The organism is Pseudomonas mendocina, from assembly GCA_037482215.1.
Taxonomy (GTDB): Bacteria; Pseudomonadota; Gammaproteobacteria; order Pseudomonadales; family Pseudomonadaceae; genus Aquipseudomonas; species Aquipseudomonas mendocina_E.
The window spans coordinates 2015259-2040226 of record CP148074.1 but is presented as its reverse complement, the minus strand read 5'-3'; the positions used below and the strand labels follow the sequence as shown (position 1 = coordinate 2040226).

Sequence of the window (24968 nt, the reverse complement as noted above, 5' to 3'; positions counted from 1 at the left end):
GTCTCAACACTTCACAAAAGGGTTTGCATGGCAGCACCACGCAAGCAATGGCGCAGTTTAAGGCTTTAGATGGGCTTGTTGCCACATCACCAGGCGTTATTGATAAATACGTACCAGGGAGAAGCCCGCCCATACAGCCAGAATACCTGTCACAACACTGACAGCTAGGTACACCAGCGCTTCGGTTGTGCGGCCCTCTTCAAACAACTTGAATAGCTCAAGGCTGAATGAAGAAAAGGTGGTGAAACCACCCAGCACACCAACGATCAGGCCACTGCGCAGTTCAACCGGCAAATCGCTGCGCATCAGAAATAAGGCAGAGAGCAAACCAATACACAGGCAGCCCAGCACATTCACAGTTAAGGTGCCCAGGTAGAAATGTCGTGGCCACTGGGCCACTACCCACTGCCCAAGGAAAAAACGCAGCACCGACCCAACAGCGCCACCCAGGGCAATCGCCAATGCCAGTCGCATCATGGTTTACGTCTCTGCCGAGGGCTGTTGGCGTCCAGATTTTTCAGGTGCTTGAGCTTGTCACCAATTTTCAGCTCAAGCCCCCGTGGTACAGGCTGGTAATACTCCCGCGGCTCGAAGTTTTCCGGGAAGTAATCTTCGCCCGCCGCATAAGCATCAGGCTCATCGTGGGCGTAGCGGTATTCCTCGCCATACCCCAACTGCTGCATCAATTTGGTCGGTGCGTTACGTAAGTGCAGCGGCACCTCCAGGGAGCCATATTCAGCCGCATCGCGTTTCGCCGCCTTAAAGCCGGTGTAAACCGCATTACTCTTCGGCGCACAGGCTAGGTAGACGATGGCCTGCGCCACCGCCAGCTCGCCTTCCGGACTTCCCAGACGCTCCTGCACATCCCAAGCGTTGAGGCACAGCGTCAGTGCTCTCGGGTCGGCATTACCGATATCTTCGCTGGCCATGCGCACAACACGGCGGGCGATATAAAGCGGGTCGCAACCGCCATCGAGCATCCGCGCATACCAGTACAGCGCACCGTTTGGGCTGGAACCCCGGACAGACTTGTGCAGCGCAGAAATCTGATCGTAGAACGCTTCGCCGCCCTTATCAAAACGGCGGCGACTGTCACCCAGCAGATCCAGTAACAGCTCAGTACCGATTTCGCTGTCGTCTTCTGCCAAATCGGCAGCATTCTCCAGAAAGTTCAGGAGCCGGCGTCCGTCACCATCGGCTGCGGACATGAGGATTTTGAAACTTTCTTCCGGCAGCTGCAGGTGCCGGTCACCTAGCCCCTTGGATTCGGTCAGCGCCCGGTCTACCAGTTTACGCATTGCAGCCTCATCGAGGCTCTTAAGCACATAGACCCGAGCCCGCGACAGCAGCGCGTTGTTCAATTCAAATGAAGGGTTTTCCGTAGTCGCCCCGATGAAAATCAGCGTGCCGTCTTCTACATAGGGTAGAAATGCATCTTGCTGGGACTTGTTGAATCGGTGGACTTCGTCGACAAACAGAATGGTGCGACGGCCATATTGAGCAGCGTGCTGCTGCGCCACTTCAACGGCCTGGCGGATTTCTTTGACCCCAGACAGCACTGCTGAGATCGTCTCAAAATGCGCGTCCGTGACCTGTGCGAGCAACTTGGCCAGGGTGGTTTTTCCAACGCCTGGCGGCCCCCAGAAGATCATCGAGTGCAGCGCGCCTTGCTCCAACGCTTCACGCAGCGGCTTACCACGGGCCAGTAAGTGCTCCTGCCCGACATACTCGTCCAGACTGGTTGCGCGCAGGCGGGCAGCCAGTGGCTGTGCGACAGGAGCCTTACCGAATAAATCCATGACGTGCGTGCAATGCCTCGGGCTTATTCCTGAATGACGTCTGCGCCAGCAGGAATTTCAAAGGTGAACTGGGCGTTATCCTGTGGCTCATTCATCTTCACCCCCATAAACAAGATATTGGTGCGCTGACCAATGCTGTCGATCAACTGCATGTCGTTCAGCACGTCGTTGCGGAAAGACAGACGCAGGCTGTCAAACAGGCTGTCCTTGGCTTTGGGCTTGAGGATGAAATCCACCACGTTGCCACCTTCCTTATGGGTGATTTCGAAGTTCTCACGAATCTTCGATACATCCCCAGAGAGCAGCAGCGCCGGAGTGTGAGTCAGGCGTTGATCCAGCGACTGAATGGTGACTTGTTGCAGGTCCGGGTCATACAGCCAGACTTTCTCACCGTTGGAAACCAGCAGTTGCTCCATCGGCTGATCAGTGTGCCAGCGAAACAGACCGGGGCGTTTGAGGATCAGCTCACCGGAGGTTTCCTGCAACTGGGTACCGCCAGCATCCAGGCTGAGCTGGGAAAACCGAGCAGTCAACGTTTGCGCCTGGGTCAGCAACCCAGACAGGCGCTTGGCTGCCACTTCATCTGCGGTAGCAGTAACACTGGCGATACTCAGAACAGCCAGCAACATCATACGGATCAGACGCATGGGAATCCTTTTAATCTCGAATCGGGCCCGGCGCGATCACTTCACGCGAGCCATTGGTATTCATGGAAGTCACAACGCCAGCCATTTCCATGGCTTCAATCATACGCGCTGCGCGGTTGTAGCCAATCTTGAGCTTGCGCTGCACAGCAGAAATGGACGCCCGGCGGCTTTCGGTCACAAAACGCACAGCTTCGTCGTACAGCGGATCTTCTTCGCTACCCTCGCCACCGCCTTCACCACCGCCTTCAAAGCCACTGCCCGACTCTTCACCACCGGACAGAATATCCTCGATGTAGTCCGGCGCACCACGCTGCTTCCATGCCTCTACAACACGGTGCACTTCATCATCTGAAACAAAAGCACCGTGCACACGAATTGGCAAACCTGTACCTGGCGGCATATAGAGCATGTCACCATGGCCCAGCAGTTGTTCTGCCCCGCCCTGATCCAGGATGGTCCGTGAGTCGATCTTGCTGGACACTTGGAACGCCATACGGGTCGGGATGTTGGCCTTGATCAGGCCGGTGATCACATCCACCGACGGACGCTGAGTTGCCAGAATCAGGTGAATACCGGCCGCACGGGCTTTCTGGGCAATACGGGCGATCAGCTCTTCAACCTTCTTACCAACGATCATCATCATGTCGGCGAATTCGTCGACGATCACGACGATGGTCGGCAGCGGCTTCAGCAACGGAGCCTCGTCTTCCATGCTCTCACGCTTGTACAGCGGGTCAGAAAGCGGCTCACCAGCCTCGATGGCATCTTTGACCTTACGGTTAAAGCCAGCCAGGTTACGCACGCCCATCTTCGACATGAGCTTGTAACGGCGCTCCATCTCAGCCACCGACCAGCGCAGCGAGTTGGCGGCCTCTTTCATGTCAGTCACGACCGGGCACAGCAGATGCGGAATACCCTCGTAGATCGACAGCTCCAGCATTTTCGGGTCGATCATGATCAGACGCGCCTCTTCAGGCGTCGACTTAAACAGAATCGACAGAATCATAGCGTTAACGCCCACCGACTTACCGGAGCCAGTCGTACCCGCAACCAGCAGGTGTGGCATGCGCGCCAAATCAGTGATCACTGGCTTGCCGCCAATATCGTGGCCCAGAGCAAGCGTCACTGGCGACTTGGCTTCGTCATATTCTGCTGACGACAACACCTCAGAGAAGCGAACGATCTGGCGGTCTTCGTTAGGAATCTCGATACCAACCGTGGTTTTACCCGGAATAACCTCCACGACCCGTACACTGATTACCGCCAGCGAGCGCGCCAAATCCTTCGCCAAGTTGGAGATACGACTGACCTTGACCCCTGCCGCAGGCTGGATTTCAAAACGGGTAATAACCGGGCCCGGATGGACAGACTCCACCTGCACTTCAACACCAAACTCCTTAAGTTTGATCTCAAGCAGGCGGCTCATGCCTTCGAGGGACTCTGGCGAATAACTCTTCTGAATTTTTTCCGCTTTATCCAACAGCGAAATCGGCGGCAAGGTTCCAGCCAGAGCACTGTCCTCGAACAGGCTGACCTGTTTCTCTTTCAGTACACGCTTACTCGGCTCAGGAGCCTTAGGAACCTCAGGCGCAGCAATAACCGGAGCCGGGCGATTAACCCGTTCGCTCATGTGCTTATTCAGTGACTCTTCACGCTCAATCAGACGCTCTTTAACCTTGGCCTGCTCACGGCGATCTGAAACCACTGGCGCCGCTACCTCTGTCACGCGTTCATCCACTTCGCGCAGCTGGGCCACCAGTTGTTTGCGCTCCAGGCGGGCGCTCCACCAGCGATTGGCGAGCCCTTGTATCAACTCGATCAGATCAAGGGTGATCTTGCCGGTGAGGTCCATCACTTTGAACCATGACAAGTCGACAAAAATCGTCAGACCAAACAGGAATAGCGCAATAAACAGTAACGTACTTCCTTGGACATTCAGTGCGCTGATGCCAAATTCGCCAATACTTTCACCAATAGCGCCACCGGCTGATGCAGGCAGACTCGGCCCCGCTACGAAATGAATGTTGGCCAACGCAGCACCGGCAAGCACCAGAATCACCAGGCCAATCATGCGCCACGAGAACAACCAGCCACTCCACTGCCATGGCTGATGCCGGGTCTTGAATACCTGAATGGTCTTGAGCACCAGCAGTAGCGGGAAGACATAGGCAAAGTAGCCCAGCACCATAAACAAGATATCAGCCAGCCACGCACCGGCACGCCCGGCAGCGTTATGCACCTGATCAACCGTGCTGGTATGGGTCCAACCCGGATCGCCCGCATCGTAAGTCAGCAGGGCCATCCACATATATAGGCAGAGCGCACCCAGACCAATCAGCGCGCCTTCTTTTAGTCGGGAAGGAAGCTGCTGACGCCAGACCGGGAGAGCTTTGGGAGTTGAGCTAGATTTCTTCAAAACGCATCTGTTCCTGCACCATCGGTGCCGAATGAGTAATTAATGGCGAAATATGCAGCGATCGTACGAATTTAGCCAGGCTCTGACCGGCAGACTCAAAATAGCTGCCTGAGCATCAATACCCGACTCCCGTCGTACATTACTTCGGTGTAGCATAATCACCAATGTCGTCCGTGCTCCCCAATTTGAGCATGCATTTTCTTTTGTGACAAAGGCTTATGAGGTGTTTTTATGAGTGACGTCAAGCACACACGCTTGATCATCCTGGGCTCCGGGCCTGCAGGTTACAGTGCTGCCGTCTACGCCGCACGTGCGAACCTCAAGCCTGTAATCATCACTGGCATGCAGCCTGGCGGCCAATTGACTACAACCACCGAAGTCGACAACTGGCCCGGTGACGTTGAAGGCCTGACTGGCCCAGCCTTGATGGAGCGCATGCAAAAACACGCTGAGCGCTTTGAAACAGAGATCATCTACGACCATATCCACACTGCCGAGTTGCAGTCACGCCCGTTCACCCTCAAAGGTGACAGCGGCACCTACACCTGTGACGCACTTATTATCGCCACCGGCGCGTCTGCTCAATACCTTGGCCTGCCGTCAGAAGAGACCTTTTCCGGCAAAGGCGTATCCGCCTGTGCAACCTGTGACGGTTTCTTCTACCGCAACCAGGTCGTAGCCGTTATCGGCGGCGGAAACACGGCCGTTGAAGAAGCCCTGTACCTGTCCAACATTGCCAAAGAAGTACACCTGGTTCACCGCCGCGACAAGTTACGTTCCGAGAAGATTCTGCAAGACAAAATCTTCGACAAAGCGGCCAACGGCAACATCGTCCTGCACTGGAATCACGAGCTTGAAGAAGTGCTGGGCGACAATACCGGTGTAACCGGCGCTCGCCTGAAGTGCACTCAGACTGGCAACACCACCGACCTGCCGCTGGCAGGTGTATTCATTGCAATTGGCCACAAGCCCAACACTGATCTGTTCAAAGGCCAGCTGGAAATGCGCGACGGCTATCTGCTGGTTAAAGGTGGCAACGAAGGTAACGCGACAGCCACCAACATCGAAGGCGTGTTTGCCGCTGGCGATGTGGCTGACCACGTCTATCGCCAAGCAATCACTTCCGCCGGTGCTGGCTGCATGGCTGCTCTGGATGTAGAGAAGTACCTCGACCACAATTGATCCACCACCAGGGCGGCCTCTGCAGCCGCCCTGCCCTACTCCGGCCAAGCCCATGCTGACGTGGCTGCAACGCGACACATTTGATTTCCCCCCGCTATCGAAAGCCCTGCGCAACCCAAATGGATTGCTCGCAGCTGGCGGCGACCTCAACCCAGATCGACTGATACAGGCTTACCGCCATGGCTGTTTCCCTTGGTTTCAGGATGGCCAGCCGATTCTCTGGTGGTCGCCCGATCCACGCACCGTCCTGCTACCTGATGAACTGCATGTTTCCCGCAGCTTGGCCAAACTCATGCGCCAAGGACGTTACCGGGTCAGTTTTGATGAAGCATTCAGCGAGGTCATCCGCGCCTGCGCGGCCCCCCGCAGCTACGCAAACGAAACCTGGATCACACAGGACATGCAGGAGGCCTATATCACCCTGCATAAGCGCGGAATTGCTCACTCTGTTGAAGTCTGGCAAGACGACACACTCGTAGGTGGCCTTTATGGCCTTGCCATGGGCCAGCTGTTCTTTGGCGAATCCATGTTTAGCCGTGCGGACAACACCTCTAAACTCGCCTTCGCGACACTCGTGCAACACCTTAAGCAATGGGGCTTTGTTTTGATCGACTGTCAGATGCCAACCGAGCACCTGCTGAGCTTGGGCGCCCGCACGATTAGTCGCACCGAATTCGCCCGTTATCTTGAACATCACCTTGATCAACCCAATCAGGCTGATTGGGTTGCCTAGTCGAGCAAGCCAGCCTGGCTTACACTTAGCTCAAGCCTACGTCGAGAATTGACCATGACTGAGCTGGCCCGGCTGAAGTTTTATGCAACGCAACCTCATCCATGCAGCTATCTGGCAGAGGAACAGGCAGCAACCTTGTTCCTTGACCCCAGCCAGCCCATGGATGCTGGCGTTTATGCTGAGCTTTCAGAACTGGGTTTTCGCCGCAGCGGCGACCATCTCTATCGCCCACACTGTCAGCATTGCAGCGCTTGCATACCTGCGCGCATTCCTGCTGAACGCTTCACCCCCAATCGTCAGCAACGCCGCATTTGTAACCGCAACCAGGACCTCACCGTAACTCGGGCGCGCCCCAGCTTTACTGAGGAGTACTACACACTTTACGCGCGCTACATCGAACAGCGTCACGCTGACGGCGACATGTTCCCGCCCAATCGCGAGCAGTTCAGTACGTTCCTCGTCCGCGACCTGAGTTTTTCGCACTTTTACGAGTTCCGCCTGGCAGGACGCCTGCTGGCCGTCGCCGTAACCGACGCCCTGCCCAACGGTCTATCGGCGGTCTACACCTTCTATGACCCGGACGAAGAACGCCGCAGCCTGGGCCGCTTTGCCATTCTCTGGCAAATCGCGGAGTGCGCCCGCTTGGGCCTTGAGGCGGTCTACTTGGGTTACTGGATCAAGAACTGTCGCAAAATGAACTACAAGACCCAATACAGGCCAATTGAGCTCTTTGTAAACCAACGTTGGGCATCTCTTAACTGAAGCCCTTGGCGCAAGGGGCAGTTTTCGGGCACAATGCACGCCGCTTTGCCTGGGGCCAGTTGCACCGGGCCATTATCTGGATACCGAGGGCTTTACTGCATGTCGAAAGAAGACAGCTTCGAAATGGAAGGTACTGTCGTCGACACCCTGCCTAACACCATGTTTCGCGTGGAGTTGGAAAATGGGCACGTCGTTACTGCGCACATCTCTGGAAAGATGCGTAAAAATTACATCCGCATTCTGACGGGTGACAAGGTGCGCGTTGAGCTGACACCTTATGACTTGAGCAAGGGCCGTATTACTTACCGCGCCCGCTAACGGCTGACGGAGCCTGCCTCCAACAACCGTTACAGCCTTGCCAAGAAAAACGCCCGGCATTGCCGGGCGTTTTTGTGTGCCTGTCGATCAGGCCAACTCTGCGCTGGTCTCGAACTCGAAGGTCAGATCTTCGTTCTCGATGTCGACATGGACCACACCGCCATGGTCGGCAAGCTCGCCAAACAGGATCTCCTCCGCCAGCGGCCGCTTGATCTTATCCTGAATCAAACGCGCCATCGGACGAGCACCCATCTGCACGTCATAGCCACGCTCAGCCAACCAGCTACGGGCAGCCTCGCTAACTTCGAGGGTAACGTGCTTGTCTTCCAACTGAGCCTGAAGCTCGGTAAGGAATTTATCGACGATACTCTTAATGACCTCATGGCTCAGGCGACCAAACTGAATAATAGTATCCAGACGGTTGCGGAACTCCGGCGTGAAGCTCTTTTTGATCACTTCCATCGCATCAGAGGCGTGATCCTGATAGGTGAAGCCAATTGACGCCCGCGAGGCAGTTTCAGCACCCGCGTTGGTGGTCATGATAATGATCACGTTACGGAAATCAGCTTTACGGCCGTTGTTGTCGGTCAGCGTGCCATGGTCCATGACCTGCAACAGCAGGTTGAAGACTTCTGGGTGAGCTTTTTCGATTTCATCAAGCAGCAGCACACAATGAGGCGTCTTAGTGATGGCCTCTGTCAGCAGCCCCCCCTGATCAAACCCGACATAGCCTGGTGGCGCACCAATGAGGCGCGACACAGTATGTCGCTCCATGTACTCAGACATATCAAAGCGAATCAGCTCCACGCCCAGCGCTTTTGACAGCTGACGCGCTGCCTCGGTTTTGCCCACCCCGGTCGGACCGGCGAACAGGAAAGAACCGACGGGCTTGTCAGGCGCCTTCAGCCCTGCACGGGAAAGCTTGATTGCAGTCGACAATGAGTCAATTGCAGCATCCTGGCCAAACACCGTGAGCTTGAGGTCACGCTCTAGATTGCGCAGCAATTCTTTGTCAGAGCTACTGACATGCTTAGGCGGAATACGGGCAATCTTCGCGACGATATCCTCCACTTGAGGCACATCAATGCGCTCAGCACGCTTTTCTTGCGGCTGCAACTGCTGATAGGCACCTGCCTCATCAATGACATCAATGGCCTTATCAGGCATGTGCCGGTCATTAATGTAGCGTGCAGCCAGCTCAGCAGCCGAACGTAGCGCCTCATCGGTGTACTCGATGTTGTGATGCTGCTCAAAGCGTCCCTTCAAGCCACGCAGAATACCAATGGTGTCTTCCACCGACGGCTCCACCACATCGACTTTCTGGAAGCGCCGTGCCAGAGCACGGTCTTTTTCGAAAATCCCGCGGAACTCCTGGAATGTGGTCGAACCAATGCAGCGAATCTCACCCGAGGACAGCATAGGCTTAAGCAGGTTGGACGCATCCATCACCCCGCCCGATGCGGCACCAGCACCAATAATCGTGTGGATCTCATCAATAAAGAGAATGGCATTAGGCCGCTTGCGTAACTCGCCCAGCAACGCCTTTAAGCGCTTCTCGAAGTCCCCCCGGTACTTGGTACCCGCGAGCAAGGCACCCAAGTCCAGCGAATACACCACGCTACCAGACAGCAGGTCAGGCACTTGGTTATCGACAATACGCTTAGCAAGCCCCTCAGCAATGGCGGTTTTACCCACACCAGCCTCACCCACAAGCAGAGGGTTGTTTTTACGGCGTCGCGCCAAAATCTGCGCAACACGCTCAACTTCGTGCTCACGTCCGACCAGTGGATCAATACGCCCCTGACGTGCCAATTCATTCAGATTGCTGGCATAGGCATCCAACGGATTGCCCGACGAGCTGCTCTCGCCGCCCTCGTCATCCTGAGCGTCCTGATCGTTCTCGTTGTGGGCATCATGGCCGGGCACTTTGGAAATGCCGTGAGCAATAAAGTTGACCACATCAATCCGCGCCACATTCTGTTGCTTCAGCAGGAACACAGCCTGGCTTTCTTGCTCACTGAAAATCGCAACCAACACATTGGCGCCAGTGACTTCACGCTTGCCAGAGCTCTGCACATGAAAAACTGCACGCTGAAGCACGCGCTGGAACCCCAGCGTAGGCTGCGTTTCACGATCTTCATCATGCTGGGGAATTAGCGGCGTAGTGGAGTCGATGAACTCCTGAAGGTCATTACGCAGTTTGTCCATGTTTGCGCCACACGCACGCAAGACACTGGCGGCCGCCTCATTGTCCAACAGAGCAAGCAACAGGTGCTCAACTGTCATGAATTCATGACGCTTGCTCCGGGCCTCTTTGAAAGCCAGATTGAGGGTAACTTCGAGCTCTCGATTCAACATAGCTTCACCTCATGCCACATGGCCGGTATTAACCGTCCTTCTCTATTTCACAGAGTAGCGGATGCTGGCTCTCTCTCGCATATTGATTCACTTGTGTTGCTTTGGTTTCAGCTATATCCCGAGTATAAACCCCGCACACTGCCCTACCTTCCGTATGGACAGTGAGCATAATCTTAGTTGCCAGCTCACGATTCAGGTTAAAAAACGCCTCGAGCACTTCCACCACAAAATCCATGGGGGTGTAGTCATCATTTAACAAGAGGACTTTGTACATAGGCGGCCTCTGAAGTGCCGGTTTCGACTCCTGGACCGCAACACCAGAACTGTCGTCTTCATGCTCTTCAGGATGATCCTGATTGAATGTTAGTCGAATCTCGCGGTCTTCATGCATGCTGGATAGCTTCATTAATGGGCAAACTGACTGTACGGACAGGCTTAGCTTGATCGGCGTCAAAACCATTCAATGCACTGCCTTGACTATCGGCCAAAGGATGTTACAAACAATGAATACCCGGTGGGGTATTAAGGTGCTTCACAATTTGTCCGGCACAGCCAGCCGAATTGTGGATCGGAAGTGGATGATACTCCAGTGATGGAGTCCTTGCAGAGGGATATCAGCATGGTTAGCGGTAAGGTCAAGTGGTTCAACAACGCCAAAGGCTACGGTTTTATCCTGGCCGACGGTCGAGATGAGGACCTGTTCGCCCACTACTCCGCCATTCAGATGGATGGCTACAAAACGCTCAAGGCTGGACAGCCCGTGAGTTTCGATATTATTCAGGGTCCCAAAGGGCTCCACGCAGTTAATATCAGTGCTCCAAGTGCTGCTGCAGAGCAACCCGACCCCGCCCAGGGAGAGGCATAGCCCACCCCTGACACGTAATAAAAAGGCCGGTCATTTGACCGGCCTTTTTCACGCCTTACATGTGTTCGATAACGGCTTTACCGAACCCAGAGCTGGATACCAGCGTTGCACCGTCCATCAGACGCTCAAAATCGTAAGTCACGGTTTTGGCCGCAATGGCGCCGTTCATTCCTTTGATGATCAGATCAGCGGCCTCCGTCCATCCCATGTGCCGCAGCATCATCTCGGCAGACAGAATCAATGACCCAGGGTTGACCTGATCCTTACCCGCATACTTCGGCGCGGTACCGTGTGTCGCCTCAAACATAGCCACCGAGTCAGACAGGTTGGCACCAGGAGCAATACCGATCCCCCCCACCTCAGCCGCCAGCGCATCAGACAAATAGTCACCGTTCAGGTTGAGTGTGGCGATCACGTCATATTCAGCAGGACGCAACAGGATCTGCTGCAGCATGGCATCGGCAATCGCATCTTTAACGACAATGTTCTTACCGGTTTTCGGGTTTTTGAATTGCATCCATGGACCACCGTCCAGCAATGTCGCCCCAAATTCTTCAGCTGCCACCTCATAGGCCCACTCTTTGAAGGCACCTTCGGTGAACTTCATGATGTTGCCTTTGTGGACGATAGTTAACGACGAGCGGTCATTATCAACGGCATATTGCAGTGCTTTGCGCGCCAAACGCTTAGTGCCCGCTTTGGATACTGGCTTAACGCCAATACCACAGTCTTCATCAAAGCGAATCTTGGTGACACCCATTTCCTCTTTAAGGAATTTAATGACCTTATTCGCTTCAGATGAACCGGCCTTCCATTCAATTCCGGCGTAAATATCCTCAGAGTTCTCGCGAAAGATGGTCATATCCACATCCCCCGGCTTCTTCACCGGACTCGGAACACCTTCAAACCAACGCACCGGGCGCAGACAAACGTAGAGGTCAAGCTGCTGGCGCAAGGCCACGTTCAGAGAACGAATACCGCCCCCTACAGGAGTGGTTAGCGGCCCCTTGATCGACACCACATAATCTTTAACGGCATCCAGCGTTTCCTGCGGCAACCAAGTGTCAACATCGTAGACCTGGGTAGCCTTCTCGCCAGCGTAAACCTCCATCCAGGAGATCTTGCGCTGACCGCCGTAAGCTTTTTTAACAGCGGCATCAACCACATCAATCATGACGGGGCTGATGTCTACACCAATGCCATCTCCCTCTATATATGGAATGATGGGATTATTAGGAACATTCAGGGATGAATCTTTATTGACGGTGATTTTGTCACCGGTGGCAGGCACCTGGATCTTTTGGTATCCCATGCTGGACTCCGTTTTCGTGTTGTAAAAAACAGCAATCTCATCACCGAGAGTAGCGAAATACGCCCTCTTCAACCATAGAAACATATCTCTTTTACAAGAACACTCTGCGACAAGCCACCGCAGTGGTATACTGCGCCCATGACTAACAAGTCATAAGGGGCCACCGTCTCGCACGAGACTCAGACCTCTTGTAACAGTTGACCAATATCATGGCCCTCCTGTTCGAAATGCTCGACCCTCTACTGGTGCATCCATCATCACCGCGGCGAGTCCTCGATGTGTGTTACTGCTACCCGCAGACCTCTGTGCTTACCAGCGCCGTCGAGTTTCTGTGCACGCACAGCTAAGAAGAGAGTTATCCCTACATGTCCACCCCTTCGAAGATTGTTTATACATTCACCGACGAAGCTCCAGCCCTTGCAACTTACTCGCTTCTTCCTATTGTTGAAGCCTTCGCCGCATCGGCAGACATCTCTGTAGAAACCAGCGACATCTCGCTTGCTGGACGAATCCTGGCAGCCTTCGCCGACCAACTACCCGCTGAGAAGCGCGTTGATGACGACCTGGCCAAGCTGGCCGTCCTGGCTACACAGCCTGAAGCAAACATTATTAAGCTGCCGAACATCAGCGCCTCAGTACCACAGCTCAAAGGCGCCATCGCCGAACTGCAGGCTCTGGGTTACAACATTCCTGACTTCCCGGAAGACCCGCAGACCGACGCCGAGAAAGAAACCCGCGCTCGGTATGCCAAAATTCTGGGCAGCGCTGTAAACCCTGTTCTGCGTGAAGGTAACTCTGACCGCCGCGCACCAGCGGCAGTTAAGGCGTACGCGCGCAAGCACCCGCACTCCATGGGCAAATGGAGCATGGCTTCTCAGTCCCACGCTGACTACATGCGTGGCGGCGACTTCTTCTCCAGCGAACAGTCCGTCACTATGGACAAAGCCGGTGACGTACGCATCGAATTCGTCGGCAAAGACGGCAAGGTTGAAGTTAAGAAACAACTCTCCCTGCTGGAAGGCGAAGTACTCGACAGCATGTTCATGAGCTGCCGTAAGCTGCGCGACTTCTTCGAGCGCACCCTGCAAGACTGCAAAGAGACCGGCGTCATGTGGTCCCTGCACGTCAAGGCAACCATGATGAAGGTTTCTCACCCCATCGTGTTTGGCCACGCAGTAAGCGTGTACTACAAGAGCGCTTTCGAGAAGCACGGCAAGCTCTTTGAAGAGCTGGGTGTTAACCCAAACAACGGTATCAGCAGCGTCTACGACAAAATCAAGGTACTGCCAGCTTCCCAGCAGGAAGAAATCCTCCACGACCTGCACGCCTGTTATAGCGAGCGTCCGGAAATGGCAATGGTTGATTCCGTCAAAGGCATCACCAACCTGCACATTCCAAGTGACGTAATTGTCGACGCCTCCATGCCTGCCATGATCCGTAACTCGGGTCAGATGTGGGGCAAAGACGGCAAGCAGAAAGACACCAAAGCGGTAATGCCGGAAAGCACTTACGCCCGCATTTACCAAGAAATGATCAATTTCTGCAAAACCAACGGCGCGTTCGACCCGACCACAATGGGCAGCGTACCGAACGTCGGCCTGATGGCACAGAAAGCTGAAGAATACGGCTCTCACGACAAAACCTTCGAAATGACTGCCGACGGCACTATGCGCGTTGTTCTGGCAGACGGCACCGTGCTGATGCAGCACGAAGTCGAAGCTGGCGACATTTGGCGTGCCTGCCAGACCAAAGATGCCCCGATCCGTGACTGGGTGAAACTGGCCGTAAACCGCGCCCGCCAATCCAACACCCCGGCCATCTTCTGGCTGGACCCAGAGCGCGCTCACGACCGCGAACTGCAGAAGAAAGTTGAGCTGTACCTGAAAGACCACGACCTGACTGGTCTGGATATCCGCATGATGGGCTACAACGAAGCCATCCGCGTATCCATGGAGCGTATGATCCGCGGCCTGGACACCATTTCCGTGACCGGCAACGTACTGCGCGACTACCTGACTGACCTGTTCCCGATCATGGAGCTGGGTACTTCCGCCAAAATGCTCTCCATCGTGCCGCTGATGGCCGGTGGCGGCATGTACGAGACAGGTGCGGGTGGTTCTGCACCGAAACACGTACAGCAACTGGTGGAAGAGAACTATCTGCGCTGGGACTCGCTGGGTGAATTCCTGGCTCTGGCCGTCTCTCTCGAAGAAACCGGCATTAAAACCAACAACGAAAAGGCCAAAATCCTCGGCAAGACCCTCGACGAGGCCACTGGCAAGCTGCTCGACAACAACAAGTCGCCAGCTCGTAAAGTTGGTGAGCTGGACAACCGCGGCAGTCACTTCTATCTGGCACTGTACTGGGCACAAGCCCTGGCCGCTCAGAACGAAAATGCTGAACTGAAAGCTCAGTTCACGCCGCTGGCCAAAACACTGACCGAGCAAGAAGCTACCATCGTTGCCGAACTGGCCGCTGTACAAGGCAAGCCAGCCGACATCGGCGGTTACTACCGCTCGAACCCAGAGAAAACCAGCCAAGTGATGCGCCCTAGCGCCACCTTCAATGCTGCCCTGGCATCACTGAAGTAACGCGATCGCAACACAACAGAAGCCCCGGCCCAGCGCCGGGGTTTTTGTATGTGAAACACACACGGAACCGACTATGAACTGGAACCCGCACATCACCGTAGCAACGGTCGTGGAACAAGACGGCAAATTTCTGCTCGTTGAAGAGCTAAAAGCAGGACGCCTGGTTCTTAACCAACCTGCCGGACACCTTGAGGCCAACGAAACCCTTCGCGAGGCAGCCATTCGCGAGACACTTGAAGAAACAGGCTGGGACGTAGAGCTTACTGGCCTGCTCGGGATTTATCTGTATACCGCCCCCAGCAACGGCGTAACCTATCAACGCGTGTGCTTTACCGCCAAAGCGCTTAGGCATCACCCGGATCGCCAGCTGGATGAAGGCATCACCCGCGCCCTGTGGCTAAGCCCTGAAGAACTTGCAGCAGAGGCCAGCCGTTGCCGCAGTGAGCTGATTATTCGTTGCGTGGATGACTACCTGAACGGCAGTCACGGATCTTTGGATCTGGTGCGAAACTGACACTAGCCAAACGCTTGCCCCGAGCTTTCTGATAAACTGAACAGCTTTCAGGCTTCATTCACAGATCCTTATGCAAGCACCTAGCACTCAACGCGTGATTGTCGGCATGTCCGGCGGCGTCGACTCGTCTGTTTCTGCCCTTCTGCTTCTCGAACAGGGCTATCAGGTCGAAGGCCTGTTCATGAAAAACTGGGATGAAGACGACGGCACCGAATACTGCACAGCCATGGATGATCTGGCTGACGCTCAAGCTGTCTGCGACAAGATTGGTATCAAGCTGCATACCGCCAACTTTGCCGCCGAATACTGGGACAATGTGTTTGAGCACTTCCTTGCTGAGTACAAGGCCGGGCGCACGCCGAACCCAGACATTCTGTGCAACCGCGAGATCAAGTTCAAAGCCTTCCTTGATTACGCCCTATCGCTGGGCGCAGACCTGATCGCCACCGGCCACTATGTGCGCCGACGCGATACGGGTGGCCAAACACAACTGCTAAAGGGCCTTGATCCCAACAAGGATCAGAGCTACTTCTTGCACGCAGTGGGTGGCGAACAACTGGCTAAAACCTTGTTCCCTGTTGGTGAACTGGAAAAGCCAGAAGTTCGTGCCATTGCCGAGATGTACCAACTCGCCACTGCCAAAAAGAAAGACTCAACCGGCATCTGCTTTATTGGCGAACGGCGCTTCAGCGACTTCCTCAAGCAGTACCTACCCGCCCAGCCTGGCAATATCGAGACCACTAAAGGTGAAATCATCGGTCGCCACCATGGCCTGATGTACCACACCATTGGCCAACGGCAGGGGCTCGGTATCGGCGGCATGAAAGATGCCAGTGACGAACCATGGTACGTCCTGCACAAGGACCTTGAGCGCAACGTACTGGTCGTCGGCCAAGGCAATGATCACCCTTGGCTTTTCAGCCGCTCCCTGCTTGCCTCGGACATCTACTGGGTCAACCCAATCGACCTGTCCAGCCCCAAAGCGCTGACGGCAAAAGTACGTTACCGCCAGCAAGATCAAGCCTGCACCTTGGAAAAAACCGAAGCAGGATACCGCGCTGTCTTTGCCGAACCGCAACGCGCAGTCACCCCCGGCCAGTCCGTAGTGTTCTATGACGGTGAAGTTTGCTTGGGTGGCGGCGTTATCGAGACCGCTGAGCCTTGGTACGACCGGGATCAAACAGCATGAGCCAGATTCGTGAGCAACTGATAGCCCTCAGGGCTGTATTTCAGTCCGCTACTATGGTCGACAAACTGGCCCGCACAGGCCAAGTCAGCGAGCCTGCGGTTATCTGCCTGATCAACAGCCTGCTGATACGCAACCCAGACAGTACCCTCGACGTTTTCGGGGGTGACGACCTGTATCTGCGCGATGGCTATCGTGCCTTGGTCGGCGCGCTCGAACGTGACCCCGCCAGTCTTCAGCGGGCCCCGCTTCGCTACACGCTGGCCCTGCTCACACTCGAACGCCAACTGAGCAAACGCAACGACTTACTACAACTGATGGGTAACCGTCTGGATCAGATTCAGCAACAGGTTGACATGTTCGGCCCGGCACACGAAAACGTCATCGCCAATTGTGGCAGCCTGTATCAGGACACCATCAGCACCTTTCGCCAGCGCATTCAGGTGCAGGGTGACATGCGCCATTTGCAGCAACCACACAATGCAGCAATGATCCGCGCCCTGCTTCTTGCTGGTATCCGTTGCGCCCGCCTGTGGCGCCAACTGGGTGGTAGCCGCTGGCAAATGGTGTTCAGCCGCAACAAGCTGCTAAAAGAGCTTTATCCACTTATACGCAGCTAATCATGACAACTCGTACATCAAAGCCTGTTCAGGGCGCGGCCTTGCTCGCCCTGTCAGCCCTATTGTTTGCCCTAATGGGCGTTGGCATCCGCGAAGTCTCAGAGCACGTCAACAACGAAACTGTTGTATTTGCCCGTAATTTGGTCGGCGTTTTATTTTTTCTGCCACTGGTCATGATCAAAGGCAGACGAGCCCTTAAAACGAAACGCCTCAAATCCCACTTATGGCGGACGTTTTTCGGCCTAGCGGGCATGTACTGCTTCTTCTATGCGCTGGCGAACCTTCCTCTGGCCGACGCCATGCTCTTCACCTATGCAGCCCCTGTTTTCACACCGCTGTTCGCCTACCTGTGGCTGAAAGAGCCCATTACCAAGCGGATGATCGCGACCAGCGTGATCGGACTGTTCGGCGTTTTATTAGTTGCCAAACCTTCATCGGCCATTTTTGACGCCCAGGCCTTAGTAGGACTGGCCGCAAGCATGCTGGCCGCTTTTGCGTTTGTGTCTATACGCGAAATGAGCGACACCGAGCCGGCCTCTAGGATCGTCTTCTACTTCGCGCTGTTCAGTGCTCTGATTTCAGCGATCCCCGTCACGTGGGCATGGCAACCCATCAGCACAGGCAGCCTTACGCTATTGCTTGTGATCGGGCTTCTGGCCACAACTAGCCAACTGATCATGTCCAAAGCATACAGCCTCGCTCCACCAGGCGTGATCGGACCGGTGTCGTATATAGCCATTGTGTTTGCCGGCATGATTGCATGGCTGCGCTGGGGTGAAACCCCTGATATCAGCTCACTGATCGGCGCAGGATTAATCTTCGCCGCAAGCCTGCTGTCAATTAGTCGCACTAAACGCAGCCAAACGGCTTAAGCCAATCCGGTCACGCGTATCGATTTCATGTACAATATGCGCCCTTTTCTATGGCCGATTGTCCGAGAACGCCTCCCATGCAGCTTTCCTCGCTCACCGCGGTTTCCCCTGTTGATGGCCGCTATGCCGGTAAAACCAGCGCTCTGCGCCCAATTTTCAGCGAATTCGGTCTGATCCGTTTCCGCGTACTGGTTGAGGTCCGCTGGCTCCAGCGCCTCGCTGCCCATACAGGCGTAACTGAGGTTGCCCCTTTCTCTGCCGAAGCTCAGGCTGTGCTCAACCAGCTGGCGGACAACTTCACCGTTGAACACGCCGAGCGCGTCAAAGAAATCGAGCGCACCACCAACCACGACGTAAAAGCCGTGGAATACCTGCTTAAAGAGCAGGCCGCAAAATTGCCAGAACTCAATGCTGTAAGTGAGTTCATCCACTTCGCCTGCACCAGTGAGGACATCAACAACCTGTCCCACGCACTGATGCTGCGCGCTGGCCGTGATGAAGTCCTGCTGCCGCTGATGCGTCAGACAGCTCAAGCTATCCGCGAACTGGCTATCAAATTTGCTGACGTTCCTATGCTCTCCCGTACCCATGGTCAGCCAGCTTCGCCGACGACTCTGGGCAAGGAGTTGGCCAACGTCGTCTACCGCCTTGAGCGCCAGATCGCTCAAGTAGCAGCAGTACCACTGCTGGGCAAGATCAACGGTGCCGTGGGTAACTACAACGCTCACCTGTCTGCATATCCGCAGATCGACTGGGAAGCCAACGCCCGCGAGTTTATCGAACAAGACCTGGGCCTGCAGTGGAACCCGTATACCACACAGATCGAGCCGCACGACTATATTGCCGAGCTGTTTGATGCTGTCGCCCGCTTCAACACCATCCTGATCGACTTTGACCGTGATGTGTGGGGCTACATCTCCCTCGGCTACTTCAAGCAGAAGACTATCGCGGGTGAAATCGGCTCCTCGACCATGCCGCACAAGGTCAACCCGATTGACTTCGAAAACTCCGAAGGCAACCTCGGCATCGCCAACGCCTTGCTGCAGCACTTGGCCAGCAAACTGCCGATTTCTCGCTGGCAGCGCGACCTGACCGATTCCACCGTACTGCGCAATCTGGGCGTAGGCCTGGCTCACAGCGTTATCGCTTACGAAGCTAGCCTCAAAGGTATCAGCAAGCTTGAGCTCAATGCTCAGCGCATTGCCGAAGACCTCGACGCCTGCTGGGAGGTGCTCGCTGAGCCCATCCAGACCGTAATGCGCCGTTACGCCATCGAAAACCCCTACGAGAAGCTCAAAGAGCTGACTCGTGGTAAAGGCATCAGTCCGGAAGCCCTGTTGAGCTTCATCGACGGCTTGGAAATGCCCGAAGCCGCAAAAGCCGAACTTAAGCAACTGACGCCTGCCAGCTACATCGGCAACGCTGTTGCGCAGGCCAAGCGCATCTAAGGCTACAGCCTTGCACACGCCCGGCTGAGCCGGGCGTTTTCATTTATGGGTTTCTAATAACTTCAAAGGCTTAGGTATGAATCCTGATGCTCCGCTGCAACTGTTGGGTGGCCTCACTCCACGCGAGTTCATGCGTGATTACTGGCAGAAAAAACCACTGCTAGTTCGCCAGGCCATTCCCGGCTTTGAGAGCCCGATTTCTCCTGACGAACTGGCAGGCCTGGCCCTGGAAGACGAAGTCGAATCACGCATTGTGATTGAGAATGGCGCCCACCCTTGGGAACTGCGCCGCGGTCCATTCGCCGAAGACACCTTTTCGCAACTCCCAGAGAAAGACTGGACCCTGCTGGTTCAAGCTGTTGACCAATTTGTACCTGAAGTCGCCGAACTGATCGAAGACTTCAAGTTCTTGCCGAAGTGGCGCATTGACGACGTCATGATCAGCTACGCAGCGCCAGGTGGTGGCGTTGGTCCGCACTTCGACAACTACGACGTATTCCTGCTTCAGGGCTACGGCAAGCGCCGCTGGCAGATTGGCCAGATGTGCGACTCGGATAGCCCGATGCTGAAACATGCGGATCTTAAGATCCTTGCTGAATTTACCAAGACTGATGAATGGGTCCTGGAACCTGGCGACATGCTGTACCTGCCGCCTCTTCTGGCCCACTGTGGCACCGCTGAGGATGATTGTATGACGTATTCCGTAGGCTTCCGCGCACCGAGCGCCGCTGAAGTCCTCACCCATTTCACTGACTTTCTCGGCCAGTTTCTGCCCGATGAAGAGCGCTACAGCGACGCCGACGCGCAGCCAGCTGTGGACCCAACACAAATCCAGCGTGATGCACTCGAGCGCCTGAAAAAGCTGCTCAACGAACACATGAACGATGAGCGCCTATTGATGACTTGGTTTGGCCAGTTTATGACCGAGCCGCGCTATCCGGAACTCATCAGCGGCATTGAGATTGAGGAAGAAGAGTTTCTTGCCACGCTGCAAGACGGCGCAATCCTCATCCGTAACCCAAGTGCCCGCCTGGCCTGGTCTGAAGTCGGTGAAGACCTCGTCTTGTTTGCCAGCGGCCAAAGTCGCCTGTTCCCCGAAAGCTTCCGCGAGTTGCTCAAACTGGTATGCGCAGCAGACGCACTGCACAGCGAAAACCTCAGCACCTGGCTGCAGGATGAGAACGCACGCTGCCTGTTGCTTGAGCTGACCAAACAAGGAAGCCTGGAGTTCGCTGATGAATAATCTGCAGATTCGCCTGGCCGATTGGCACAAGGACAATGCCGAGCTGCGTCGTATCCGCGAAACTGTATTCATCACTGAACAGGCTGTACCACCTGAGCTGGAGTGGGATGCTGAAGATCCAGAAGCCGTGCACTTTCTGGCTACAGATGGCGACTACGCAATAGGTACTGCCCGGCTGATGCCAGACGGCCACATCGGCCGCCTTTCAGTCCTCAAAGACTGGCGTGGCCTCAATGTCGGCGCAGCCTTAATCAAAGCAGTGATTGCAGAAGCGGAAAAGCGCGGGCTTAATCAGCAGATGCTAAGCGCGCAGGTACACGCCACTGCTTTCTATGAAAAGCTGGGCTTCACGGTGGTCAGTGGCGAATACCTAGACGCAGGTATCCCGCACGTTGATATGGTACGCAGCAGTACATAGGTACAGTGATGATCAGCACAAACGCCCCGAGCGGACAACCCGACAGCCAAGAGCCCGCAGAGCTCCCAGCCATCGAGTTTCATTCGCCGGGGCGTTTTGCCATTCTCAACCCCGAGCCGCAAGCGACTGACGGACCATTGGCTGAGCCTGCGCCTTTCATACTGGGTGATCACGACAGGCTCGAACGCTTTAGCCAGCCCGAACACGCTCGCGCCCATGCCCTGGCAATGATGCTTCAAGCACGACGCACGCTGTGCATCTACAGCCATGACCTGGAGCCTTGGTTGTATCACCACAGCAGCGCACAAGACGCGTGCACACGCTTCCTGCTGAGTCATCCCCGTAACCAATTGCGCATCCTATTACGCGACTCCAGTCGAGCCATTAAAGACGGCCATCGATTACTTGGGCTGTCCAAACGTATTTCTAGCAACCTGCATATCCGCAAGCTGCATCCCGACTATCCTTCTGAACAAGTCGCTTTCTTGCTGGCAGATGACCGTGGCCTGCTGTTCATACCCGAAACAGGTAATCCCAGCGGATATGCTTTGTATCAGGATGCCGCTCGCTGTAAAAAACGGCGCGCACAGTTTGATCAAGCCTGGGACACCAGCATTACCGATCCGGACTTACGGAGTTTTTTGCTATGAGGCTTCGCCACATCTTGCTCGCCAACCTGCTGGCCCTCAGCCTGCCCCTTAGCGCAGCAACCGAGGTCATACCACTGAACTACCGCACAGCCGAGGATGTATTGCCTATCGTGCAGTCGACACTGGGCGGACAAGGTCGTGTTAATGCATACGGAAACCAGCTGATAATCAATGCTGATCCGGCCATGATGAGCGAAATTCGTAACCTACTCACGCAGCTCGACACCGAACCTAAGCGCTTACTGATCACCGTCGACACCAGCGAATCAGGCTTCGGCAATAACCAAGGTTTCCGCGCTGACGGCAGCATCAGTTCAGGTAACGGCCAGATCCAGATTGGCCAGGGCGAGGTGCATGGACGTGATCAGGTCAGGATCATCAATCGCTCCACCACCAGTCGTAGCGGTGGGACTCAGCAAATACAAGCAACCGAAGGTTACCCGGCGCTAATCCAGGTAGGTCAGAGTGTTCCATTGACCACCTACGGACATGACGGTTATGGCCAAACCTACCGCAACACCCAGTACCGTGATGTCACCCGAGGCATGTACGTAACCGCCAGCGTAAGCGGTGAAATGGTTCATCTGAACATCAGCACCAACAACGACCGCATGAGCCAGAGCCAGCCAGGCGTCGTCAATGTACAAGGCACCGACACGCGAGTCAGCGGTCGCCTTGGCGAATGGATCAACCTGGGCGGCGTCAGTGAACAAAGCAACGGCACAAACACCGGCATAGTCCGCTACCAGAGCACCCAGGGCCGGAATGATATGAGCTTGCGGGTAAAGGTCGACCTCCTTCAATAGCCCAGGCCTGGAGCGATCCAGGCCGCTCGCTCGCCCCACGCTCTACCCTCCACACATGCCCTGAGCAGGGCATTGCATACCCTTCTTCTTCCGTCTAGCTAGTGACCCACGAGTCGCTATTCAACTTTTGTAGTAGCCGAAAAAAAACACTACAAAATAATTGACGAACCCTTTAACCGGAGGCATGATGGCCTCGCTCCCGCTAATCAGAGGTTCCGAAAGGGTCCTCCAAATCGCGCTCCACTTACCGTACGAGGCGATTTGCGTTGTGAAGCTCACAAGGCTGTTCGATGAGATTGCGACTGGAACGAAGTTGTCCTGAGGGACGGGGAAGCGTTTGACAGCAAGACCGAAGTAGTTAATTCAGGATGTATTGCTTGATGGCAACCACGAGCCGGATAGCAGCAGACCAAAACGTCTGCACCCTGCACACCTACCTCCTGCTGATATCGTCACCCTCCTCCCGGATACTCTCCGTCTCAAGTCGACATCTCGACGTCCTGCAAGTGAGCAGCAACAACCCGGCAACACAGGTATTAAGTGGGAAAGCCGGTGCTCAACCAAACACACTCTTTGAAGGATTGACCATGTCAGCTTATCAAAACGATATTAAGGCCGTAGCCGCTCTGAAAGAGAAATTCGGCAGCAGCTGGAGCGCTATCAACCCAGAGTCCGTGGCTCGCATGCGCGCACAGAACCGCTTCAAAACCGGTCTGGAAATCGCTCAGTACACTGCTGACATCATGCGTAAAGACATGGAAGAGTACGACGCCGATTCTTCTGTCTACACCCAATCCCTGGGCTGCTGGCACGGCTTCATCGGTCAGCAGAAGCTGATCTCGATCAAGAAGCACCTGAAGACCACCAACAAAAAATACCTGTACCTGTCCGGCTGGATGGTTGCAGCACTGCGCTCTGACTTCGGCCCACTGCCGGATCAGTCCATGCACGAAAAAACTGCAGTTTCCGACCTGATCGAAGAACTGTACACCTTCCTGCGTCAGGCCGATGCTCGCGAGCTCGACCTGCTGTTCACTGCTCTGGACGCTGCCCGCGAAGCTGGCGACACCGCTAAAGCGGCTGAAATCCAGAACCAGATCGACAACTACGAAACTCACATCGTACCGATCATCGCTGACATCGACGCTGGTTTCGGTAACCCAGAAGCGACCTACCTGCTGGCTAAGCGCATGATTGAAGCAGGCGCTTGCTGCATCCAGATCGAAAACCAGGTTTCTGACGAGAAGCAGTGCGGCCACCAAGACGGTAAAGTTACCGTTCCGCACGCTGACTTCCTGGCCAAGATCGCTGCAGTTCGCTACGCATTCCTGGAGCTGGGCATCGACAACGGCGTGATCGTTGCTCGTACCGACTCCCTGGGTGCTGGCCTGACCAAGCAAATCGCTGTAACCAACGAGCCGGGCGACTTGGGCGACCTGTACAACAGCTTCCTGGATTGCGAAGAAATCTCCGAAGCCGAACTGGGCAACGGCGACGTCGTAATCAAGCGCGAAGGCAAACTGCTGCGTCCGAAGCGCCTGCCGTCCAACCTGTTCCAGTTCCGCGCTGGCACTGGCGAAGACCGTTGCGTACTGGACTGCATCACCAGCCTGCAAAACGGTGCTGACCTGCTGTGGATCGAAACCGAGAAACCACACGTTGGCCAGATCAAAGGCATGGTTGACCGCATCCGCGAAGTGATTCCGAATGCCAAGCTGGTTTACAACAACAGCCCATCCTTCAACTGGACGCTGAACTTCCGTCAGCAAGTGTTCGATGCATTCGTTGCTGAAGGCAAAGACGTTTCTGCCTACGACCGCGCCAAGCTGATGAGCGTTGAGTACGATGATACTGAACTGGCTCAGATTGCAGACGAGAAGATCCGTACCTTCCAACGCGATGGCTCCGCTCACGCCGGTATCTTCCACCACCTGATCACTCTGCCGACTTACCACACTGCCGCGCTGTCCACCGACAACCTGGCCAAAGGTTACTTCGCAGATCAAGGCATGTTGGCCTACGTGAAAGGCGTTCAGCGTCAGGAAATCCGCCAAGGTATCGCCTGCGTTAAGCACCAGAACATGGCTGGCTCCGACATCGGTGACAACCATAAGGAGTACTTCGCTGGTGAAGCTGCTCTGAAAGCAAGCGGTAAAGACAACACCATGAACCAGTTCCACTAAGAACTGACTCACCTCAACCGAGGCATGCGCTGAGGTTGAGGGTGT

At 55.2% G+C, this 24968-nt stretch carries 23 protein-coding genes; 16 read left to right on the top strand and 7 right to left on the bottom strand.

All coding sequences use genetic code 11. The annotated features are described in order from the left end of the window. Positions 1–96: 96 nt before the first annotated feature. From crcB to ftsK, 4 genes are read right to left on the bottom strand one after another with little or no spacing between them, the layout of a single operon-like run. Complete coding sequence (gene crcB, locus WG219_09210; GenBank protein ID WXL27614.1) at positions 97–477, bottom strand: fluoride efflux transporter CrcB; 381 nt, start codon at positions 475–477, stop codon at positions 97–99. Beyond that, positions 474–1799, bottom strand: coding sequence for a replication-associated recombination protein A (locus WG219_09205; GenBank protein ID WXL27613.1), 1326 nt, complete (start codon positions 1797–1799; stop codon positions 474–476). The genes crcB and WG219_09205 overlap by 4 nt, the downstream gene beginning before the upstream one ends. A 23-nt stretch (positions 1800–1822) precedes the next feature. Further along, positions 1823–2446 carry an outer membrane lipoprotein chaperone LolA gene (lolA, locus tag WG219_09200; GenBank protein ID WXL27612.1) on the bottom strand — a complete coding sequence of 208 codons (624 nt, stop codon included), beginning with the start codon at positions 2444–2446 and terminating at the stop codon, positions 1823–1825. Positions 2447–2456: 10 nt separating this feature from the next. After that, entirely contained in the window at positions 2457–4862 is a 2406-nt protein-coding gene (gene ftsK / locus WG219_09195; GenBank protein ID WXL27611.1) for a DNA translocase FtsK, read from the bottom strand. Positions 4863–5093: 231 nt separating this feature from the next. On the opposite strand from ftsK, the gene trxB reads away from it, so the two are divergent. The 4 genes from trxB (at position 5094) to infA (ending at position 7857) form a co-directional block, all read left to right on the top strand. Then, positions 5094–6044, top strand: coding sequence for a thioredoxin-disulfide reductase (trxB, locus tag WG219_09190; GenBank protein WXL27610.1), 951 nt, complete (start codon positions 5094–5096; stop codon positions 6042–6044). A 52-nt stretch (positions 6045–6096) separates the two neighbouring features. After that, positions 6097–6777: a leucyl/phenylalanyl-tRNA--protein transferase gene (gene aat / locus WG219_09185; protein ID WXL27609.1), complete on the top strand. Its 681-nt coding sequence runs from the start codon at positions 6097–6099 to the stop codon at positions 6775–6777. Positions 6778–6831: 54 nt separating this feature from the next. After that, on the top strand, positions 6832–7539 hold the full coding sequence (locus tag WG219_09180) for an arginyltransferase (GenBank protein ID WXL27608.1): 708 nt from the start codon (positions 6832–6834) through the stop codon (positions 7537–7539). A gap of 99 nt (positions 7540–7638) precedes the next feature. Beyond that, on the top strand, positions 7639–7857 hold the full coding sequence (gene infA, locus WG219_09175; protein ID WXL27607.1) for a translation initiation factor IF-1: 219 nt from the start codon (positions 7639–7641) through the stop codon (positions 7855–7857). An 87-nt stretch (positions 7858–7944) separates the two neighbouring features. On the opposite strand, the gene clpA is transcribed toward infA, so the two are convergent. Continuing rightward, positions 7945–10215: an ATP-dependent Clp protease ATP-binding subunit ClpA gene (gene clpA, locus WG219_09170; GenBank protein WXL27606.1), complete on the bottom strand. Its 2271-nt coding sequence runs from the start codon at positions 10213–10215 to the stop codon at positions 7945–7947. A gap of 28 nt (positions 10216–10243) precedes the next feature. Further along, entirely contained in the window at positions 10244–10606 is a 363-nt protein-coding gene (gene clpS, locus WG219_09165) for an ATP-dependent Clp protease adapter ClpS (protein ID WXL27605.1), read from the bottom strand. Positions 10607–10834: 228 nt separating this feature from the next. Here clpS and cspD point away from each other — a divergent pair, with 228 nt between their 5' ends. Next, positions 10835–11080, top strand: a complete 246-nt coding sequence (gene cspD / locus WG219_09160) for a cold shock domain-containing protein CspD (protein WXL27978.1) — start codon at positions 10835–10837, stop codon at positions 11078–11080. 55 nt (positions 11081–11135) lie between these two features. Here the strand turns inward: cspD and icd are convergent, their stop codons facing one another. After that, positions 11136–12392 carry an NADP-dependent isocitrate dehydrogenase gene (gene icd / locus WG219_09155; protein WXL27604.1) on the bottom strand — a complete coding sequence of 419 codons (1257 nt, stop codon included), beginning with the start codon at positions 12390–12392 and terminating at the stop codon, positions 11136–11138. Between the two features lie 365 nt (positions 12393–12757). Here icd and WG219_09150 point away from each other — a divergent pair, with 365 nt between their 5' ends. The 11 genes from WG219_09150 (at position 12758) to WG219_09100 (ending at position 24923) form a co-directional block, all read left to right on the top strand. Next, positions 12758–14983, top strand: coding sequence for an NADP-dependent isocitrate dehydrogenase (locus WG219_09150; protein ID WXL27603.1), 2226 nt, complete (start codon positions 12758–12760; stop codon positions 14981–14983). Positions 14984–15056: 73 nt separating this feature from the next. Then, positions 15057–15497: an NUDIX hydrolase gene (locus tag WG219_09145; protein ID WXL27602.1), complete on the top strand. Its 441-nt coding sequence runs from the start codon at positions 15057–15059 to the stop codon at positions 15495–15497. 70 nt (positions 15498–15567) lie between these two features. After that, complete coding sequence (gene mnmA, locus WG219_09140; GenBank protein ID WXL27601.1) at positions 15568–16686, top strand: tRNA 2-thiouridine(34) synthase MnmA; 1119 nt, start codon at positions 15568–15570, stop codon at positions 16684–16686. Further along, a complete protein-coding gene (gene hflD, locus WG219_09135) occupies positions 16683–17303 on the top strand; it encodes a high frequency lysogenization protein HflD (GenBank protein ID WXL27600.1) in 621 nt (206 codons plus the stop codon). The genes mnmA and hflD overlap by 4 nt, the downstream gene beginning before the upstream one ends. Positions 17304–17305: 2 nt before the next feature. Next, on the top strand, positions 17306–18175 hold the full coding sequence (locus WG219_09130) for an EamA family transporter (protein WXL27599.1): 870 nt from the start codon (positions 17306–17308) through the stop codon (positions 18173–18175). A gap of 77 nt (positions 18176–18252) precedes the next feature. Beyond that, positions 18253–19623, top strand: a complete 1371-nt coding sequence (gene purB, locus WG219_09125) for an adenylosuccinate lyase (protein ID WXL27598.1) — start codon at positions 18253–18255, stop codon at positions 19621–19623. 76 nt (positions 19624–19699) lie between these two features. Continuing rightward, on the top strand, positions 19700–20866 hold the full coding sequence (locus tag WG219_09120) for a cupin domain-containing protein (protein ID WXL27597.1): 1167 nt from the start codon (positions 19700–19702) through the stop codon (positions 20864–20866). Then, complete coding sequence (locus WG219_09115) at positions 20859–21284, top strand: GNAT family N-acetyltransferase (GenBank protein ID WXL27596.1); 426 nt, start codon at positions 20859–20861, stop codon at positions 21282–21284. The genes WG219_09120 and WG219_09115 overlap by 8 nt, the downstream gene beginning before the upstream one ends. A gap of 8 nt (positions 21285–21292) precedes the next feature. Beyond that, positions 21293–21934 (top strand): histone acetyltransferase HPA2, encoded by a 642-nt coding sequence (locus WG219_09110; GenBank protein ID WXL27595.1) that lies wholly within the window; start codon positions 21293–21295, stop codon positions 21932–21934. Beyond that, on the top strand, positions 21931–22740 hold the full coding sequence (locus WG219_09105) for a secretin N-terminal domain-containing protein (protein WXL27594.1): 810 nt from the start codon (positions 21931–21933) through the stop codon (positions 22738–22740). The genes WG219_09110 and WG219_09105 overlap by 4 nt, the downstream gene beginning before the upstream one ends. A 587-nt stretch (positions 22741–23327) precedes the next feature. Further along, positions 23328–24923, top strand: a complete 1596-nt coding sequence (locus WG219_09100) for an isocitrate lyase (protein ID WXL27593.1) — start codon at positions 23328–23330, stop codon at positions 24921–24923. Positions 24924–24968 lie beyond the last annotated feature (45 nt).

Coding starts and splice junctions, on each gene's coding strand:
- crcB (WXL27614.1), bottom strand. CDS start 477: ATGATGCGACTGGCATTGGCGATTGCCCTGGGTGGCGCTGTTGGGTCG.
- WG219_09205 (WXL27613.1), bottom strand. CDS start 1,799: ATGGATTTATTCGGTAAGGCTCCTGTCGCACAGCCACTGGCTGCCCGC.
- lolA (WXL27612.1), bottom strand. CDS start 2,446: ATGCGTCTGATCCGTATGATGTTGCTGGCTGTTCTGAGTATCGCCAGT.
- trxB (WXL27610.1), top strand. CDS start 5,094: ATGAGTGACGTCAAGCACACACGCTTGATCATCCTGGGCTCCGGGCCT.
- aat (WXL27609.1), top strand. CDS start 6,097: ATGCTGACGTGGCTGCAACGCGACACATTTGATTTCCCCCCGCTATCG.
- WG219_09180 (WXL27608.1), top strand. CDS start 6,832: ATGACTGAGCTGGCCCGGCTGAAGTTTTATGCAACGCAACCTCATCCA.
- infA (WXL27607.1), top strand. CDS start 7,639: ATGTCGAAAGAAGACAGCTTCGAAATGGAAGGTACTGTCGTCGACACC.
- clpA (WXL27606.1), bottom strand. CDS start 10,215: ATGTTGAATCGAGAGCTCGAAGTTACCCTCAATCTGGCTTTCAAAGAG.
- clpS (WXL27605.1), bottom strand. CDS start 10,606: ATGCATGAAGACCGCGAGATTCGACTAACATTCAATCAGGATCATCCT.
- cspD (WXL27978.1), top strand. CDS start 10,835: ATGGTTAGCGGTAAGGTCAAGTGGTTCAACAACGCCAAAGGCTACGGT.
- icd (WXL27604.1), bottom strand. CDS start 12,392: ATGGGATACCAAAAGATCCAGGTGCCTGCCACCGGTGACAAAATCACC.
- WG219_09150 (WXL27603.1), top strand. CDS start 12,758: ATGTCCACCCCTTCGAAGATTGTTTATACATTCACCGACGAAGCTCCA.
- WG219_09145 (WXL27602.1), top strand. CDS start 15,057: ATGAACTGGAACCCGCACATCACCGTAGCAACGGTCGTGGAACAAGAC.
- mnmA (WXL27601.1), top strand. CDS start 15,568: ATGCAAGCACCTAGCACTCAACGCGTGATTGTCGGCATGTCCGGCGGC.
- hflD (WXL27600.1), top strand. CDS start 16,683: ATGAGCCAGATTCGTGAGCAACTGATAGCCCTCAGGGCTGTATTTCAG.
- WG219_09130 (WXL27599.1), top strand. CDS start 17,306: ATGACAACTCGTACATCAAAGCCTGTTCAGGGCGCGGCCTTGCTCGCC.
- purB (WXL27598.1), top strand. CDS start 18,253: ATGCAGCTTTCCTCGCTCACCGCGGTTTCCCCTGTTGATGGCCGCTAT.
- WG219_09120 (WXL27597.1), top strand. CDS start 19,700: ATGAATCCTGATGCTCCGCTGCAACTGTTGGGTGGCCTCACTCCACGC.
- WG219_09115 (WXL27596.1), top strand. CDS start 20,859: ATGAATAATCTGCAGATTCGCCTGGCCGATTGGCACAAGGACAATGCC.
- WG219_09110 (WXL27595.1), top strand. CDS start 21,293: ATGATCAGCACAAACGCCCCGAGCGGACAACCCGACAGCCAAGAGCCC.
- WG219_09105 (WXL27594.1), top strand. CDS start 21,931: ATGAGGCTTCGCCACATCTTGCTCGCCAACCTGCTGGCCCTCAGCCTG.
- WG219_09100 (WXL27593.1), top strand. CDS start 23,328: ATGTCAGCTTATCAAAACGATATTAAGGCCGTAGCCGCTCTGAAAGAG.